General features: G+C 50.5%; 13 protein-coding genes and 1 pseudogene. 13 read left to right on the top strand and 1 reads right to left on the bottom strand.

Annotated features, from left to right (window positions below; all coding sequences use genetic code 11):
• Positions 1-263 precede the first annotated feature (263 nt).
• The 10 genes and pseudogenes from D3P09_RS00415 to D3P09_RS00370 all read left to right on the top strand — a co-directional run bounded on the left by D3P09_RS00415 (position 264) and on the right by D3P09_RS00370 (position 12,061).
• The gene (locus D3P09_RS00415) at positions 264-1,616 is read left to right on the top strand and encodes a cytochrome ubiquinol oxidase subunit I (RefSeq protein ID WP_120106098.1); all 1,353 of its coding nucleotides are present in this window, start codon (positions 264-266) and stop codon (positions 1,614-1,616) included.
• Entirely contained in the window at positions 1,613-2,629 is a 1,017-nt protein-coding gene (locus tag D3P09_RS00410; protein WP_120106095.1) for a cytochrome d ubiquinol oxidase subunit II, read from the top strand. The genes D3P09_RS00415 and D3P09_RS00410 overlap by 4 nt, the downstream gene beginning before the upstream one ends.
• A gap of 66 nt (positions 2,630-2,695) precedes the next feature.
• Positions 2,696-4,462 (top strand): thiol reductant ABC exporter subunit CydD, encoded by a 1,767-nt coding sequence (gene cydD, locus D3P09_RS00405; protein WP_120106092.1) that lies wholly within the window; start codon positions 2,696-2,698, stop codon positions 4,460-4,462.
• On the top strand, positions 4,459-6,183 hold the full coding sequence (gene cydC, locus D3P09_RS00400; protein WP_120106090.1) for a thiol reductant ABC exporter subunit CydC: 1,725 nt from the start codon (positions 4,459-4,461) through the stop codon (positions 6,181-6,183). The genes cydD and cydC overlap by 4 nt, the downstream gene beginning before the upstream one ends.
• A 126-nt stretch (positions 6,184-6,309) precedes the next feature.
• On the top strand, positions 6,310-7,359 hold the full coding sequence (locus tag D3P09_RS00395) for a permease (protein WP_120106087.1): 1,050 nt from the start codon (positions 6,310-6,312) through the stop codon (positions 7,357-7,359).
• A 25-nt stretch (positions 7,360-7,384) separates the two neighbouring features.
• A complete protein-coding gene (locus tag D3P09_RS00390; RefSeq protein ID WP_120106084.1) occupies positions 7,385-8,428 on the top strand; it encodes a TIGR03943 family putative permease subunit in 1,044 nt (347 codons plus the stop codon).
• 194 nt (positions 8,429-8,622) lie between these two features.
• The gene (locus tag D3P09_RS00385) at positions 8,623-9,780 is read left to right on the top strand and encodes a benzoate/H(+) symporter BenE family transporter (protein ID WP_120106081.1); all 1,158 of its coding nucleotides are present in this window, start codon (positions 8,623-8,625) and stop codon (positions 9,778-9,780) included.
• A gap of 192 nt (positions 9,781-9,972) precedes the next feature.
• A pseudogene (locus tag D3P09_RS27955) lies at positions 9,973-10,143 on the top strand (GNAT family N-acetyltransferase); the annotation flags it as partial.
• 112 nt (positions 10,144-10,255) lie between these two features.
• Positions 10,256-11,125, top strand: coding sequence for an SDR family oxidoreductase (locus D3P09_RS00375; RefSeq protein WP_120106078.1), 870 nt, complete (start codon positions 10,256-10,258; stop codon positions 11,123-11,125).
• A gap of 51 nt (positions 11,126-11,176) precedes the next feature.
• Entirely contained in the window at positions 11,177-12,061 is an 885-nt protein-coding gene (locus D3P09_RS00370; protein WP_243643854.1) for a YwqG family protein, read from the top strand.
• Between the two features lie 47 nt (positions 12,062-12,108).
• Here D3P09_RS00370 and D3P09_RS00365 read toward each other — a convergent pair whose 3' ends face one another.
• Positions 12,109-13,356 carry a stalk domain-containing protein gene (locus tag D3P09_RS00365; RefSeq protein WP_120106072.1) on the bottom strand — a complete coding sequence of 416 codons (1,248 nt, stop codon included), beginning with the start codon at positions 13,354-13,356 and terminating at the stop codon, positions 12,109-12,111.
• A gap of 273 nt (positions 13,357-13,629) precedes the next feature.
• On the opposite strand from D3P09_RS00365, the gene D3P09_RS00360 reads away from it, so the two are divergent.
• The 3 genes from D3P09_RS00360 to D3P09_RS00350 all read left to right on the top strand — a co-directional run bounded on the left by D3P09_RS00360 (position 13,630) and on the right by D3P09_RS00350 (position 16,590).
• Complete coding sequence (locus D3P09_RS00360; RefSeq protein ID WP_243643853.1) at positions 13,630-15,036, top strand: FAD-dependent oxidoreductase; 1,407 nt, start codon at positions 13,630-13,632, stop codon at positions 15,034-15,036.
• Positions 15,037-15,169: 133 nt separating this feature from the next.
• Positions 15,170-15,493 (top strand): ArsR/SmtB family transcription factor, encoded by a 324-nt coding sequence (locus D3P09_RS00355; protein ID WP_120106069.1) that lies wholly within the window; start codon positions 15,170-15,172, stop codon positions 15,491-15,493.
• Positions 15,494-15,588: 95 nt separating this feature from the next.
• Positions 15,589-16,590, top strand: a complete 1,002-nt coding sequence (locus D3P09_RS00350) for an NADP-dependent oxidoreductase (protein ID WP_120106066.1) — start codon at positions 15,589-15,591, stop codon at positions 16,588-16,590.
• The last annotated feature ends 74 nt before the right edge of the window (positions 16,591-16,664 follow it).

The raw sequence follows: 16,664 nt of genomic DNA, 5'->3' as shown, positions 1-16,664 counted from the left end.
CTAAATCCGCTCATTTTCTTTCTGATCGTTTTTCTTTCTGAACATTAAACACGCGCGCGAATATCACAGTTCGATTATTGAGGCAATAACTCATCCGAGCTATTTTCAGCCTTTTCACGAGGTTGTCAGAAAGAGTTGAACCTTTGTTGAAGCGAGTTCGAATCGGCGGTTATTGACGTGCGCTTTGTTTATACTAGTACTTGAAAGCTGAGGATATCCGATCTTTGACAGCTATGATTCGAGACGAAAGGAGTCGGAATATCGTGGAGATTGATACGGTGCTATGGAGCAGATTAGTGACAGGTCTCACGCTGACCTTTCACGTTATTTTCGCCACCGTTGGCGTCAGTGTTCCGTTAATGATCGCAATCGCCGAGTTTGTCGGCATCCGCAAGAAGGATCCGCATTATATTTTGATGGCAAAAAGGTGGACGCGCGGCTTTGTCATCTCAGTGGCGGTAGGCGTTGTGACGGGTACGGCGATAGCAATGCAGCTGGCGCTCGTATGGCCGAACTTTATGAAGCTTGCGGGCAATGTAGTAGCGCTGCCGCTCTTTATGGAGGTTTTTGCGTTTTTCTTTGAAGCTATATTTCTAGGCATTTATTTATATACATGGGACCGGTTCCGCAACCCGTATTTGCACTGGCTGCTGACCATTCCGATTGTCGCAGGAGCAGGCATGTCCGCCTTCTTCATTACGACGGTGAACGGATTTATGAACCAGCCGGAAGGCTTCGTGCTGGAAGCGGGCCACTTCGCCGCTGTCAATCCCATTGAAGCGATGCTGAATACGGCAACGCCGTCGAAAGTTTTTCACGTACTAACCTCGGCTTATATGACGGGTGCAGCGCTGTTAGCTGGAATTGCTGCCTTCACGATTGTAAGAAAGGGAGCGACGGCGTATTACAAGAAGTCGCTGAACCTGATGATGGGCGTTGTGCTTGTATTCGGCCTGTTGACGACGGTGGCCGGCGACGTATCAGCGAAGTTTCTGGCGGAGCATCAGCCGGAGAAGCTCGCTGCTGCGGAATGGCACTTCGAGACGGAAAGCGGAGCGGACTTAATCTTCCTGGGATGGCTGAATGCCGAGCGGGAAGTGATGGGAGCCCTCCATCTGCCCAAAGCGCTCAGTTTCCTGGCATTCGGAGACTTTAACGCCGAGGTGACGGGATTGAATGAATTTCCGCCAGACGAACATCCGCCGCTAATCGTTCATTACTTGTTCGACTTTATGGTGTCCATCGGTTTTCTGCTGTTAGCTGTGTCGGTTCTATATTTCCTGTTCGTGCTTTGGAAGAAGCGCAATCAGCATAACAAGCTGCTCCTTTGGATCATTGCCTTATGCGCGCCGCTGGCCTTTCTTGCGGTCGAGCTGGGATGGTTCTATGCGGAGGTAGGCCGCCAGCCATGGATTATCCGCGGTTATATGCGCGTGGAGGAAGCGGCGACGTCATCGCCGAATGTCATGCCTCTATTCTTTGTATTCCTGCTGCTGTACATTGTGCTGGGTGTATTGTGCGCGATTGTGCTTAGGCGGCTATTCCGGAACAATCCTGCGGACGCGGAGTTTGAACGGTATATGCAGAGCAAGCCGGGAGAAGGTGAGCGAACATGATCAGCTATGAATTAATCGGCATTACGGTGCTATGGCTGTTTCTATATGGCTACTTGATTGTAGCCTCGATCGATTTTGGCGCCGGATTTTTTGCCTACTATGCCCGTCTGACCAAGCAGGATCATCTCATTAATCGTCTCATATCCCGCTACTTGTCGCCGGTATGGGAAATTACAAATGTATTTTTTGTTTTCTTCCTGGTCGGAATTGTGGGGTTCTTCCCCGATACCGCCTATTACTATGGCTCGTCGCTGCTTGTGCCGGGCAGCATCGCCGTCATTCTGCTCGCGATTCGCGGCTCCTTCTACGCCTTCGAGAATTACGGATCCAAGGAGAGCATTGTGTATCTGTTCCTATACGGGGCGACAGGGCTGCTCATTCCGGCATCTCTGTCAGTAGCGCTGACATTGTCTGAAGGCGGGTTCATTACAGAACAAGCGGGAGTCGTGTCGCTTGAATATTTCAAGCTTTTCACGAGTCCGCTCTCATGGAGCATTGTGGCGCTGGCGATCGTATCGGTCTTGTTTATAAGCGGAACATTTCTGACCTTCTATGCCTCGCGGGCAGCCGACCAATCGGCACTTAAGCTCATGAGGAATTACGCGCTGTTCTGGAGCACGCCGACTATTATTGCGGCACTCACGGCTTTCATCTACTTGAGCCAGCATAATGAACGCCATTTTCAGAACATGATGGATTTATGGTGGCTGCTGGCGCTGTCGGTCGGGTTCTTTATGCTCGCCTTGTGGCTGCTGTACAGCGGAAGACGGTATGGACTTGCCTTTATTGCGGTCATGCTGCAGTTCTTCTGCGCGTTCTTTGCTTACGGAATTGGACATTACCCGTACATTCTGGACCCTTTCATTACGATTCAGGAGGGTGCGACCCAGGAATCGATGGGCATTGCGCTCGTCATTGCCTTTATCGGCGGCTTATGCTTGCTTATCCCGTCGCTGGCGCTCGTATTCAAGCTGTTCCTGTTCGATGCGGATTATGTGAAGGGCAAGAAGTGAGGCGGCTGCTGGACAGCCGCATGTTACGGCTCCCGGCGCTTTGCCGGGCATAGGAGGGGAGTCGGAGTGAAGAGGAACAAATCGCTGTTGTCCGAACAGCTGTCGAAGCAGCGGAGGAGCATGCTTCTTCTTGGAATCATATCGCTGGCGCTAGGCGCTGCTATCATAGGGCAAGCCGCGCTAATGGCTGAAGCTGTCAACCGGATATTTGTGATGAACGCTGCCCCATCGTCAATTCTTGCCTTGCTGGGCTCGCTGCTAGCGGTCATGCTGGCGCGAACGCTGCTTGCGCATAGCAACGGACGGATTGGATTGAGCATGGCGGCCCTCGCCAAAAAAACGATGAGGGGAGAGCTGCTGCGGAAGCTGGCAGGCGATTCGGCAGCGGCAACAGCCCGCGGCGGGACAGGCGGCACAGTGAGCGTCATGCTGGATGCGGTCGATGAGTCGGACGGGTACTTCAGCCAGTATCTTCCCCGCATGGTCGAGGCGGCTATCATCCCGCTTATTATGCTGGCGGCCGTATTCGTCTGGCATTATCCGTCTGGGCTCATCATGCTGGTTACGGCACCTTTTATCCCGATATTTATGGTGTTGGTAGGACTCAAGACCAAGAGAAAGTCAGAAGAGAAATATGAGGAGCTGTCCCGGTTCTCCGGTACGTTTCTGGATTCGCTGCAAGGGCTGGTGACGCTTAAGCTCTATGGAAGAGCGCGCCGCCAGGAGGAAGAAATCAAACGCAGCAGTTTGGCTTTCCGTGAGGCCACCATGGGCATTCTGCGTATCGCCTTTACCAACACCTTCATGATGGAATTGATCGTCATGCTCAGCATCGGACTTGTGTCGCTGGAGCTGGCGCTACAATTGGTTGTGTTCAAGACGATGTCATTCCACACGGCCTTTTTTGTCCTGCTGCTCGTCCCGGAGTTTTTCAGTCTGCTGAAAAATACAGGTACGGCCTTTCATAGCGGGCGTACTAGCATGGGGGCGATCCGCAAGGTGGAGCAAATGCTTGGAGCGATGGATGGAGATTGGCAAATGGCTCAAGGAGATTCAATCCAGCCTGACCGTGCTGATCCGGGCATCCCAGTGCCGCCCGTTATCCAATTGAACGATGTGCGTTTCCATTATGGTCAAGGCTCCTTCGAACTGGCTGTCGACCGGCTGCTCATCGAACAGGGCCAGAAGATCGCGATTGTCGGAAGAAGCGGCGCCGGCAAAACGACATTGCTTCATCTTATAGCAGGCTTGCTCCCATCCGCATCAGGCGAAGTGCTGCTAAACGGCCGTCCTCTTAGGGAGTACAAGAATAACTCCTGGTTCGACCAAATGAGCTACATTACCCAGCATCCCTATATCTTCTCCGGGACGCTCGCTGACAATATCGCTATCGACACGAGCCGCGCTGTGACCCGATCCGACGTGGAGCAGGCTGCCGCAGCTGCGGGACTGGCTGAATTGATCGGCGGATTGGAGAGAGGCCTCGATACAGGAGTTGGCGAAGGGGGCCGGGGATTATCCGGCGGCGAGAAGCAGCGGCTTGCTTTGGCGAGAGCCTTCCTGAACCGTCCTGCAATCATCCTGTTCGACGAGCCTACCGTCGGTCTTGATGTACGGACCGAACGGGTGCTGCAGGAGTCGATCGGCAGTCTGGCAAGCGGGGCGACCATGATTACCGTAGCGCATCGTCTCTATACGATTAAGGATGCTGACCGGATCATCTATCTAGAGAACGGTACAATTCTGGGCAGCGGCAGCCATGAAGAGCTGGTCGAGCGCTTGCCGCAGTATGCCCAATTGGTGCAGCTTCAGAGGAAGGGGAGAGCGGGATGAGCGAGCTTACCATCTTGATCAAAGCGATGCTCCGAGAACGGAGAGACATTGCGTTTGCCATTGCCGGCGGCTTTGTCGCCGGAGTCGGAGGCGTGGGCCTATTCTCGGCCAGCGGATATTTGATCTCCCAGACTGTGTTCGCCCCGCCGCTCTACACGCTGATCGTACTGATCTCCATCGTCAAGCTGCTCGGCTTGCTGCGGGCGGCAAGCCGCTACGCGGAGCGCCTTTATTCCCATCAGGCGACGTTCTCCATCCTAAGCCGCCTGCGGACTTCATTTTTTGCGAAGCTGGTGCCTCTGGCGCCCTCAATGCTGAGGACTAGGCGGAGCGGGGATCTATTGGCACGCATTGTAGGCGATGTGGAGAGCTTGCAGCATTATTTTCTGCGCGTTGCATATCCGCCTATCGTGCTGGTAATGGTGTTTCTGGCTACGGTGCTTTTTGCTTCCGCATATTCGATATGGATCGCAGGGCTATTAGTGCTAGGCCTGCTTGGGGCAGCATTTGTTATTCCGGCTGTCATTCTGCGGGGACAGCGGAATATCCGCGGCCGCGTCCGGCTGCATCGGGCGGCGTTATCGACGAATGCAGCGGAACTGCTATACGGCTTTCTGGAATTAAAGGTGTACGGCAAGCTTGATGAGCGGGGGCAGCAGCTGCGGCGGCACTCCGATGTTCTGGCCGATGAGCAGCAAGCAGCGGGCATCCATCTATTGAACGGGCAATCCCTGCATGTAGGGCTTACCTATCTGGTTACTTGGGGCGTGCTGGTCCTTGGCGGATATTTGATCGTTAATGATTCACTGGCAGGCGTATTTCTGGCGATGCTGGTATTGGCGGCACAGACCGTATTCGAGGAAGCGGGAGCCATGGCGACGCTGCCGTCCTACAAGCAAGATAGTGAGCATGCAGCCAGCAGGCTCGCCGAGACTGTGCAACCCGGCGAGGCGCTGCCGCCGCAGCCGGAAGGCTCTCTATCTGATGATGCTCCGCCTTCCGTTGAGCTGAACGGCGTGTCGTTCCAATATGCTGATGAGTGGAGGCCGGCTCTTCGAGATATTCATATCCGGATGGCGGCAGGATCCAAGACGGCCATTGTCGGGGCAAGCGGATCGGGGAAAACGACGGTGCTCGAATTGCTGCTGAAGCTGTATGCGCCGGCACAGGGCCAGATTCGGATGAATGATAAGCCGCTGAACGAGCTCCATGAATCAAGCATCTGGAAGCATGCAGCCGTTGTGCTGCAGCAGGGCCATTTCTTCCGCGGCACCATTCGGGACAATCTGCTGCTCGATGAAGCAGGGCTCTCAGAAGAGGAGTTGCAGGTTATACTGGGTCAAGCGGAGCTGTCTTATAAGAAGCTCGATGACGAAGTATATGAACGAGGCGAGAACTTATCCGACGGCGAGAAGCAGCGCCTTGCTCTGGCAAGGGCAATGGCCAAGGGCGGGCGGCTATGGCTGCTTGACGAGCCGACCTCATCCCTGGACGCTATAACGGAGCAGCGCATCTATCGCAGGCTGTTCAAGCTGGCGGCGAATGATACGCTGATTCTGGTCAGTCACCGGCTAACCGGCCTGGAGTCGATGGATCAAATTATCGTTATGGATCACGGAACCGTAGTTGAGGCAGGCACTTATGAAGAGCTAATGGATAAACGGGGATATTTCTACGAAATGAAGGAGATCGAACGGCAGCTGATAGGCGAAGCCGGTTAGGTCGCAGCTTCAGCATGTGTACAGCAATGGACATGGCTCCTCAGAGCCATGTTTTTTTGTTGTCATCATATGGGAAATAAAGGGTTGACTTACCAATTGCATGATTGATATACTTTCTTAAGAGTAATGATTACGAAAAAGGAGGTGGAACTTGCGTCTACGTCAACTTGGAAAATTAATGCGACATTTATATTCGTAATAGCGTTAATCATTATATTTGCGGTATATCCCGACTTATTCACTACGAATGTATTGGCGAATGTGCAGGGGATGAACACATTCAAGACGATGCTGATCAGCATAGTGCTTGAAGCTATGCCGTTCCTGCTGCTTGGCGTAATTGTCTCGTCGCTTATGCAGGTGTATATTCCCGAACAGTGGATCAAGCGGTTTATTCCCAAAAATCCAATATTGGGCGTGCTGGTCGCAAGCTTCTTAGGCATCTTGTTTCCTGTATGCGAATGCGGACTTATTCCGGTCGTGAGAAGGCTGATTGCCAAGGGCATGCCGCTATACGCGGGTGTAGCTTTTTTTCTTGCCGGCCCGATTGTCAATCCGGTGGTATATTCGGCTACGCTTGTGGCATTCCGAACCAATCCGGATATGGTGTATGCCCGTATGGGACTTGCTGTTGCAGTTGCTGCTTGCATAGGCCTGATCATCTATATGTTCGTTAAACGCGATCCGCTCAAGGACTCGCCTCATTCGGCGCATGTGCAGCATGGGCATGCACACCACTCACATCGACATACGCACAGGACCAAGAAGGGCGGCAAGCTTCAGGAGGCAATCCAGCATGGAGGCGCCGAGTTTTTTGACATGGGCAAGTATTTGATTCTGGGCTCCTTTATTACAGCGCTTATCCAAGCTTTTATTCCGCGTTCTGAATTGATTGGCATCGGACAGGGCGAATATACGTCCCATCTCTTTATGATCGGGTTTGCCTACATATTGTCGCTTTGCTCGACAGCGGACGCTTTTGTTGCGGCTTCGTTTGTGAGCACTTTTTCTGCCGGTTCCCTGTTGACCTTCCTGGTGTTCGGCCCGATGATTGATTTGAAAGGAACTCTGATGCTGCTGTCCGCGTTCAAAGCCAGATTTGTCATTTTGCTGATCGTGCTGGTCGCGATCATGGTGCCGATCGGCGCGTTGATCATTGGCAGGTTTTATTTTTGAATTAAGGCAGAGGGGAGGATACTGAATGCATGAGCACAAGAGCATGGGGATCCATTATCTGATTCGAGCCGGCATATTGGCAGGCTTCTCGTTCTACGTGGTTAAGCTGGTCAAGATGGACAAGCTTCAGTACTACATCGTGCCGAAGATGATCCCGTACGTCAAGATTACGTCCGTCGTGCTGTTTCTGCTTGCCATCTATTATATCTACTTAGCCTTGCAGGGCACGCATAAGGAGCAAGAGGCAGCGGAATGCGATTGCGGACATGCTCCCTCCAGCTCAATAAGCAAAAATATACTGATGTACGGAGTATTTATTGTGCCGCTTATGTTGGGCTTTATGATGCCTGACAAAATAATGGGCAGCGAAGTGGCCGCCGTAAAAGGCATGAACCTCAATGCCAGCAGCAATCAAACACCGCCCATGCCGTCTCCGCCGCCAACTCCTGTTATGGAGGATGAAGAGCAAGAAGATTCATTTGTGGCGATCATAAAAGAAAATTCGCTCATTCCGGAAGACCGGTTGTCTGCTATTGAGGAACGGCTGCAAGAGAGCGTTGCTGGGAATATTGATTTGACGGATGGTTCATTGTCCGCTGAGGATGAGCTTGATGCCTTGTTCCCAACGGATGCTTATACGGAGGAATATGGCGCTCTTGGAAAGAAGCTGTATCAGAAGGAGCTGATACCAGTTATTGAAGAGGGCTTTCTGGAGATTATCACGGCTGTGGATCTATACCGCCAAAATTTTGCAGGGAAGAAGCTGGAGATCAGCGGATTTGTCTATCGTGAGCAAAACATGGCTTCGAATCAATTTGTCATTTCTCGTATGGCTATGACTTGCTGCGCTGCCGATTCTATGCCTTACGGCATTTTGGTTGAATCGAGCAGGGCGGCAAGCTATGCGGAGGATGCCTGGATGAAGCTGACCGGCATAATTGGCCAGACGGAATACGACGGTGTAGAGATTATGAGGTTGGAAGCACTGAAAATCGAGATGATAGAAGCCCCTAATGATCCATATGTGTATCCGTATTTTGGCGATTTTTCGGATCTGGTTCCTGAATAAAAACAACCGCTGAGACTCATGCTCAGCGGTTGTTTTTTTGACTGCAATGGTTTGACTGCAATAGAATGAGAAAGCTTCGTCTTTAGCATTATGTGAACTTGGATGGTCTAATTTGATTTCAAACGGATGGTTGCAGGGCATGATGGATTGTTTATGATGAAACCGCAGGTACTTATGAGCGGAGGTAGTATCAGATGGGGGCAAAATCGGTAACAGCCGGATTCATGTCTGCGGTGCTGGCTTGCACCGGCGGAGCGATTATGATCGTACAGGCAGCGCAAGCTGCGGGTCTGGCGAAGACCGAGCTTGTCTCCTGGTTCACCTCGGCTTACGTGATCGGCGGCTTGCTGAATCTATTATTGACATTGAAATACAGGATTCCGTTCGCCGGAGCGCACTCTATTACAGCCACTGCGTTCTTGGGCACAACGGCGGTCGGCTTTTCCTTTCCGCAACTGGCTGGGGCATTCATTCTATCGGGCGTTCTTATTCTGCTTGCTGGCCTATCCGGCTTCTTCGCCAAAGCGATAGACGTCATTCCCAAGCTGCTAATAGACGCATTGCTCGCAGGGGTGCTTCTTACTTATATAGTCAGGATGATTCCCGCTGCTGTTCAATTGCCTTGTGCGGGATTGCTGGCTGCTGCGGGTTACTTCATTCTGCCTATATTTATCAAAAGATTGCCGCCGCTGATCGGGGCGATTGGACTCGGGCTGATCGGGCTTCTGCTTCAAATGCGGTTGCCGGAATTGCCGCAAGCACAATTTCTGTCCCCAATTATCGTCATCCCCGAGTTCACGCTGCAAGGTCTGCTGTCCATTGCAATTCCAATGTCCCTCTTGATCTTAAGCAACGATCTTGCAGTGGCGCTTGCGGCACTAAGGAGCAATCAATTCAAGCCGCCTGTGAATAAGACGCTGATGGCATCTGGCTTGGCGAGTATGGGGACAGGGTTGTTTGGAGGGAATGCGGCGAATGTGGGAGGGTTAATGAGCGCCCTCTGCAGCAGTGCAGAAGCAGGTCCCCACCAGCGAAGGTATCTGGCTGCGGTCATTTCAAGTGTGATCGTAATTGGTTTTGGCCTATTTTCTTGGCGGGTGATTGATATGCTGGATATTCTCCCGGCATCCTTTGTAGCTTTATTGACAGGCTATTCCTTGTTAGGGCTATTTCTTCGGGCGCTGAAGAGCGCTTTTGCCGATAAACAACTGCTTATTCCCGCGTTAATTACCTTTGGCATTGCCGCCCTTCATCTGAGCATGCTGGGCATCGCTACGCCTGTCTGGGCACTGCTCGGCGGAATGGTCTTGCTGAAGCTGAAGAAGAAACGTGCTGCCAAAAGCTATATGTAATAGCATCGCCCTTCAGCCAGCTTATGCCCGGCTTTATGCGGATGTAAGCCGGCTATTTATGTTGGATCGGCGGGCCAAACCATTGTTGCAAATTCTTGAACATGGCTGTCTGCATGTTAACTTGTACCGGCTGGTAACACTCCGCTTGATTCCGCTAGAGCAGCTGAGGCAGACCGGTTCCATATCGGAGTAACTTGCCAACCAGAGAATATGGCATCGTTCCGAATCATGGAGAAAATCGGCATGCGAAGAGAAGCGCATTTCAGGAAATGCATACCCGCCCATTACAAGAAGGCTACAGGATGGTGGGATGAGTATTTTTACGCTATCTTTGAAGAAGAGTGGAATGACAGCAATTCATAGTGGGTGAATGTAGAATTGACCTTATAGGAAGAAACTGCAAGACATGAAGAGATGGTGTTGATAGAATAAGCATATAGTCAGTAGAAGCTATCATGCGAGAGGGGCGGATACGATGACACTTGTAGAGGATCGGCGGGTCGCTGTCGTGACTGGAGCAACTGGGGGAATGGGTAGAGAGACGGCAGCGATGCTTGCTGAGAAGCATGGAATGAAGGTTTTCCTCATGGGGCGGAACCGCGAGAAAGGGCTTGAAGCTGTCCGATATGTGAACCGCCGCAGCGGCCGGAATGATGCGCAGTTTGTGCTTTGTGACCTGGCATCACTTGCCAGCGTCAAGACTGCAGCCGAGGAATTATCCGCATCCCTTGAACGAATTGATGTGCTTATCAACAATGCAGGCGTTATTACGATTCGCAGAGAAGAGACGGAGGACCGCTTTGAGCGTCAGCTTGGCGTCAACCATCTGGGGCATTATGTGCTGACAGGGCGGCTGTTGCCTCTGCTCGCGAAGAGTGAGGCCGGACGCATTGTCGTCGTATCCTCTGGCGCTCATAAAATCGGACAAATGGATTACAGTGATCCGCAGTTATTGAAGCGCTATACGGTATGGGGCGCTTACGGGCGCTCCAAGATAGCGAATATTTGGTTCACGAAGGAGCTTGCCCGCCGCTTGAAGGGAAGTGCGATAACGGTTAACGCTCTTCATCCAGGCGCAGTGTCTACGGACATTGGCGTCAACCGGAGTACGGGCTTCGGCACAATGGTGCATCGCTTGATGCGCCCGTTCTTTCTTACGCCAGAGCAAGGCTCGGCAACCGCCGTATACTTGGCGGCATCTCCCGATGTTCAGGGCCAAAGCGGCGGGTACTACTATAAGCAAAAGCTGGCGCCTGTAACCGCACACGCAGGAGACGCCGAAGCGGCCAGCCGCTTCTGGAGCTGGAGCGAGGAAGTGACGGGCTATCAATGGCCGGAGGTATAAGCTAAGAATGGGCTGAGACATCAGCATTATTTGCAAAGGAAGTGGATGTACGTGCTAAGCGTCAACAATGAGAGGAAGCTGCATCAGACCGTTCAGGAGCATGGCTTCGAGCATGCGCTCGATTACTTGAAGAAGACGGTACGCCAAGGCATTCGTCTGACTAAACAACAACCGGAGGGGTACGAAGGGGCTGGCAACTCCCGTATTGGAGGCGATCCCGATCTGCCCGCAGATATGGAATGGCCGCTTGATGAAGACGGAACGCCTATGACTTTCTTGGCGCAATTGCGGTTGTCAGAGATTGCGGTTCACGATGCATCGTCCCTTCTTCCGAAGGACGGGATGCTTGTTTTCTTTGTCGGAATAGATGAACCTGCCTATCATATTGAACACCGAGTCCTGTACTTGACCGAGAATCAGCTGCAAGCTGCAGAGCACAGGCAATCGCCGGAGAACACATCGCTTGAAGACGAATTTACGGGATACTCGGTAACGGCGCGGGCATCTATCGAACCGCCAAATTACGGCTATACGGATAGCGAGCAGCTGGAGGATGACGAGCATGATTACGATCAATATGAAGAGCTTGCCTTTGATCTGACAGAGCATAGCTCCAGCGATCTGGCGGTAATGTTCGGGTATCCTGCGACTCAGCATGGGGATTGCGAATATGAAGCGGCACTTGCGCTGCTTACGGGCGAGAATTACAACTATTCGATATCAGATGCTCTGGGCCGGATCAAGAAGCACTTGAACGGGGATCAGGCTGCAGCGGAGAAGGAAGTGGGCGACACCTTGCTCCTTCTCGCGTTAGACTCCGATCATGATGTCGGCTTCTGCTGGTGGGATGCGGGAGAGCTTCAATTCTATATCCGGAAGGAAGATTTAGTCGCGGGGAATTTCACCCGTACCTATTGTTCCTTATATTCCAGCTAATCTAGCAGCAGCGGCAGTCTTCTTCAAAAGACTGCCGCTGCTTTTTCTTATTTAGTTGATAACATAGCCCAATAGCGTTTTTTGTCCCATTCAATGCGGAAGCCGAATGTCTCGACAATGAAACGTATCGGAACCATCGTATATCCCTCGGAGATATATGGCTTTGCATCAATGGTTTGTTTCTTGCCATTAACGATAACTTCATTGGAATCTATGCTCAAAATAATTTGGGATCCTTCGTGCTTCAAAACGACTTGTCTGCTCTGGCCATTCCAGCTGAAGTCGGCCCCGATCCATTCCAATAATCCGCGCAGCGGCACCATAATCCGGCCGTTGTTCTGTACAGGCGGTACCGGGAACTTTTGCGCCTCTTGATTAATAAAGATTTTTGGGGTTGTATAGCGAAAATTATCATCCACAAAATGACCGTCTGTTTTAAATTGATTAATGAAAGCCTTAGAGCTTGCATTCAAGGAAGAAACATTGGCATAAATCGCTGTGAGCGTATCTGAGCCGGCTAGCGGTGACAGGTCTGTCACATCCGTCCCGGTGATCTCGATTCCAATTAGACTTAAATGCTGGACAGGCGTTAAATCTGACACCTTATTATTGGACACATCTAAGCTATATAAAGCATTCAAATGCCGGACGGAAGATATATCCGAGATAAGGTTCCCAAAAAGATCAAGATAAGTGAGCATAGACATTTGCTCCAGGCTGCTAATATCCTTTATGAAATTATCGCCAATCTCCAAACGCTTCAGGTTCTTTAATGGACTCAATGCTTGAATGTCAGAAATGAGATTCATCGACAAATTCAAGTTTACAAGTGAGGTCATGGATTGCAGCGTGGTTATATCGGAGATGTAATTCCTATCTAGCATCAAGGTTGTTACCTTATTCAGTCCGCTTAGCGGTCGTATATCAGTAATTTTATTATCTGTCAAAATAATGGACTCCAGCTGGTGAAGTCCTGAGATCGGACTCAGATCGCTCACTTTGCTGTTTACGATATACAATTTCTTTAAGTTGACTGCATGCTCCAATCCTTTCAAGCTTGTAATATGGTTTTGGTTTGCAGAGAGAGACTCGAGCTTGGCCATGTCGGCAGCTGTAATGAGACCAGCAGGTTTGTTCAATTCTTGTCTAACCACAGATTCAAGCCTTTGGTTTTCAAACCGCACTGAAATGGCATTGGCATGAATGGCGTCTCTGTAGCCAATTAGAGATAAAAGACAGATGATTAACCCCACACTTACCGTTCGTATAGGCCAACCCATACGATATCCGCTCATGATTACTCCGCCTTCCCGTATTTTCTTCCTATACTGACGCTCCAACTAGGATAAAAGTTACATTAGACCGATTCGACAAAAATATGGAACGAAACTATTAATTTGACGAAAAATTGTAACTTGCTGCGTGTTAAATGCGTTTAAAATTTAGAAAGCAAGCAATTTACAATACTTTTTTGAAGGAGTGGGGAATTGAGACGGTTTTTGTTGTTGGCATTTTTGATGCTTTGCGGTTGTGTCAGCCCTGGTGAAGAGAAGCAAGAGCAAACCGTAATGATTGACAATCCTGATGTGGTCATTATCGGCTCTGAGATTGAAGGAGCATATCTGGCTCGAGCGGCACAGGACGAAGGGCTATCGGTTGTCATCCTGGACCCGAGAAAGCAAGCTGGGGGACAGCTGCTGCAAGGCCAGATGTTATATCTGGACGAGCCGACGGATGCTTCAAATAATACGCTGCTGCAGGGCAAGGTTGGACAATTATTTGACGAGTACAAGAAAGGGAATATCCGCAAGCTAAAGGATTTTGAAGCTTATTATAAGCAGCTGCTGTCAGGCATACATATCGAATCCGGTATCGAAATCCTGTCACTCGATAAGGATCAAGCTGGCGAAAACAAACAAGCTTTGAAGAGATTGACATACAAGAATCAAGCTGGCGAAGAGAAGACGGTTGAAGCTAAGTATTGGGTGGAGAATACGGATTTTGCGTACTTGTCCAGCCAATTATCGCAGGATCGGATACCGGGCGTCGAATCCATCTTTAATCTGGAAGAGAAGGCACATATGGCTTCTTCAATTATGATGAAGTTCAAGGGAGTGGACTGGGACAGCTTCCAGAAGGCTGTGATGGGATTGGATCAGGCTGCGAGGGAAGAACGGTACGGCGGTACGACTTATGTCACGAACACATTTACATGGGGGTTCGGCAATGTTGGCAGCAGCTATACGCCTACCCGCGAAGATATATTCTTGCGCGGTCTGAACATTGTGAATCAAAAGGATGGCGAAGCGTTAATTAATGCTTTATTGATCTATAATGTCGATCCGTCCGATTCGGAGCGGGTAGAAGAAGCTGTTGCGCTTGGCAAAGCGGAGACAGACCGCGTACTGACCCACTTGCAGAAGGAATTGCCCGGATGGGAGAAGGCGCAGGTAAACGGTTATCCGGATTATCTGTACATTCGCGATTATGACCGTTATGTGACGGACTATGTGCTTACCGCAACAGATATGTTCTCAGGGAGTATGTTCTGGGACAATGTGAGCATTGGCGGTTATCCGCTGGACATCCAAGGCGTGATAGGAGACCGGTGGGGGAGAGCGCTTGGCAAGCCCGATAAGTATGGAATGCCGCTGCGTTCATTTATGTTGAAGGATTATTCGAATGTCCTCGTCGCGGGCAAAAACGTAGGCGCTACAGCGCCGGCTTATGGCAGTGCGCGTATTCAGCCGAATACTTCGCTTGCTGGAGAGGTCATTGGCATTATACTGGGCCAGATTGACGGCAAGACAGAATTGGCAGATCTGACGGAAGAAGACATGAAGGAGCTGCATGCTTATATCGAGAAGAAATATAAGATTGAGCTGAACAGTGAAAGCGGAGCGAATAAGATTGCCAATTATACGGAGGAAGAGCTCATATTGATTGATAAAGGTCATCTGATCGTGAGTAAGTAATACGTTCATTCGGAAGTCCAATGCCCTCCCATTGGCACCCGGCTTATTGGAGGGCTTACAGGCTTGATTTTTTACTATCAGCTATTATAATAGGTTTAAAGGATTAAACGAATGAACGAAATGAGTGGAGATCATGAGAGCGCAAAACGAACAGATATTGCAGCAATTCAAAGCTTGTATTCCTTTGCTGGACGTGTTGGCGGATGAAAATCGCCAAGCGATTATTATGCTGCTTGCCAGGCATAAGTCCGGGCTTAATGTGAACACGATAGCGGAACATATCGATTTGTCCAGACCTGCGATTTCGCATCACCTCAAGATGCTGAAGCAGTCCGGCTATGTTCGTTCAGAGAAGAAAAGCGTTGAAAATTATTACATGCTGACGGTCCGCAAGCCGCTGGAGCAGCTCAAAGCGCTGATCACAGCTATTGAAGCGGAGTGCGACAAAGGGGAATAGCAGCCATATATTAGAGGATAAACGGTGAAAGGCCGGTTACTTTTGTACGATTCGTTCAAATGTTTAAACCAATAATCATAATAGGAGTGATCCCCATGAAAGCGATGGTTATCGAGAAATACGGAAAGCATGTGCCTTTAATGATGAAACAATTGCCACTTCCTGATATCGGCGATCATGATGTATTAGTAGACATATATGCGGCCAGCTTAAACCCGATTGATTTTAAAATCAAGGAAGGCAAGGTCAAGTTTCTGCTGAGCTATGATTTTCCGCTGATTCTGGGCAATGACTTCTCAGGCGTGGTAGCCAAGGTTGGCAGGAGCGTGAAGGGATTCAAGCCGGGCGATGAGGTGTACGGCCGGCCGCGCAAAACCCGCATTGGCACACTTGCAGAGTATATATCCATTCATGAGGATGATCTTTCGATTAAGCCGAGCAATCTAAGTTTTATCGAAGCAGCATCCATCCCACTGGTTGGACTGACAACTTATCAGGCTTTCCACGATATGCTGGACCTCCAGCGCGGCCAAAAAATATTGATTCATGCTGGAGCGGGCGGCGTAGGCACCTTTGCCATCCAGTTAGCCAAGGGGATGGGAGCATATGTAGCCACAACAGCAAGCGATAAAGGCTATGAGCTGGTAAAGTCGCTGGGCGCCGATGAAATTATTAATTATCGCAAGCAGCATTTCGAGGAGCTTCTGTCTGGTTATGATGCGGTGTACGATACGCTTGGAGGCGAGGCGCTGGAGAAGTCATTCCGCATATTGAAGCCAGGCGGGAAGATTGTATCAATCTCCGGCATGCCTAACGCCAGATTCGGCAGAGATGAGGGGCTAGGCTGGGTGAAAAGAGTAATCTTATCGATTGTAAGCCGCAAGCTGACAGCGCTAGAGAAGACAACTGGCACAAGCTACCGCTACCTCTTTATGAAGCCAAGCGGAGCGCAGCTGATGATACTGAAGGAGCTCCTTGAAGCAGGCCGCATCAAGCCTGTTATAGATAAAGTATATCCGCTGAAGGATGCCGGCGATGCGATGGACTACCTTGCAAGCGGCACAGCAAAAGGCAAGGTCGTCATTAGCATGAAGTAACGGCTGTGCTGCAAGATTGTACCTGCTGCGATCGTGCGAATTTCTAAAAGTTTGCTCGAATTTTGACTAGTTTT

It is taken from the genome of Paenibacillus pinisoli (assembly GCF_003605435.1).
Lineage (GTDB): Bacteria > Bacillota > Bacilli > Paenibacillales > Paenibacillaceae > Pristimantibacillus > Pristimantibacillus pinisoli.
This window is presented reverse-complemented; position numbering and strand designations above follow the sequence as displayed.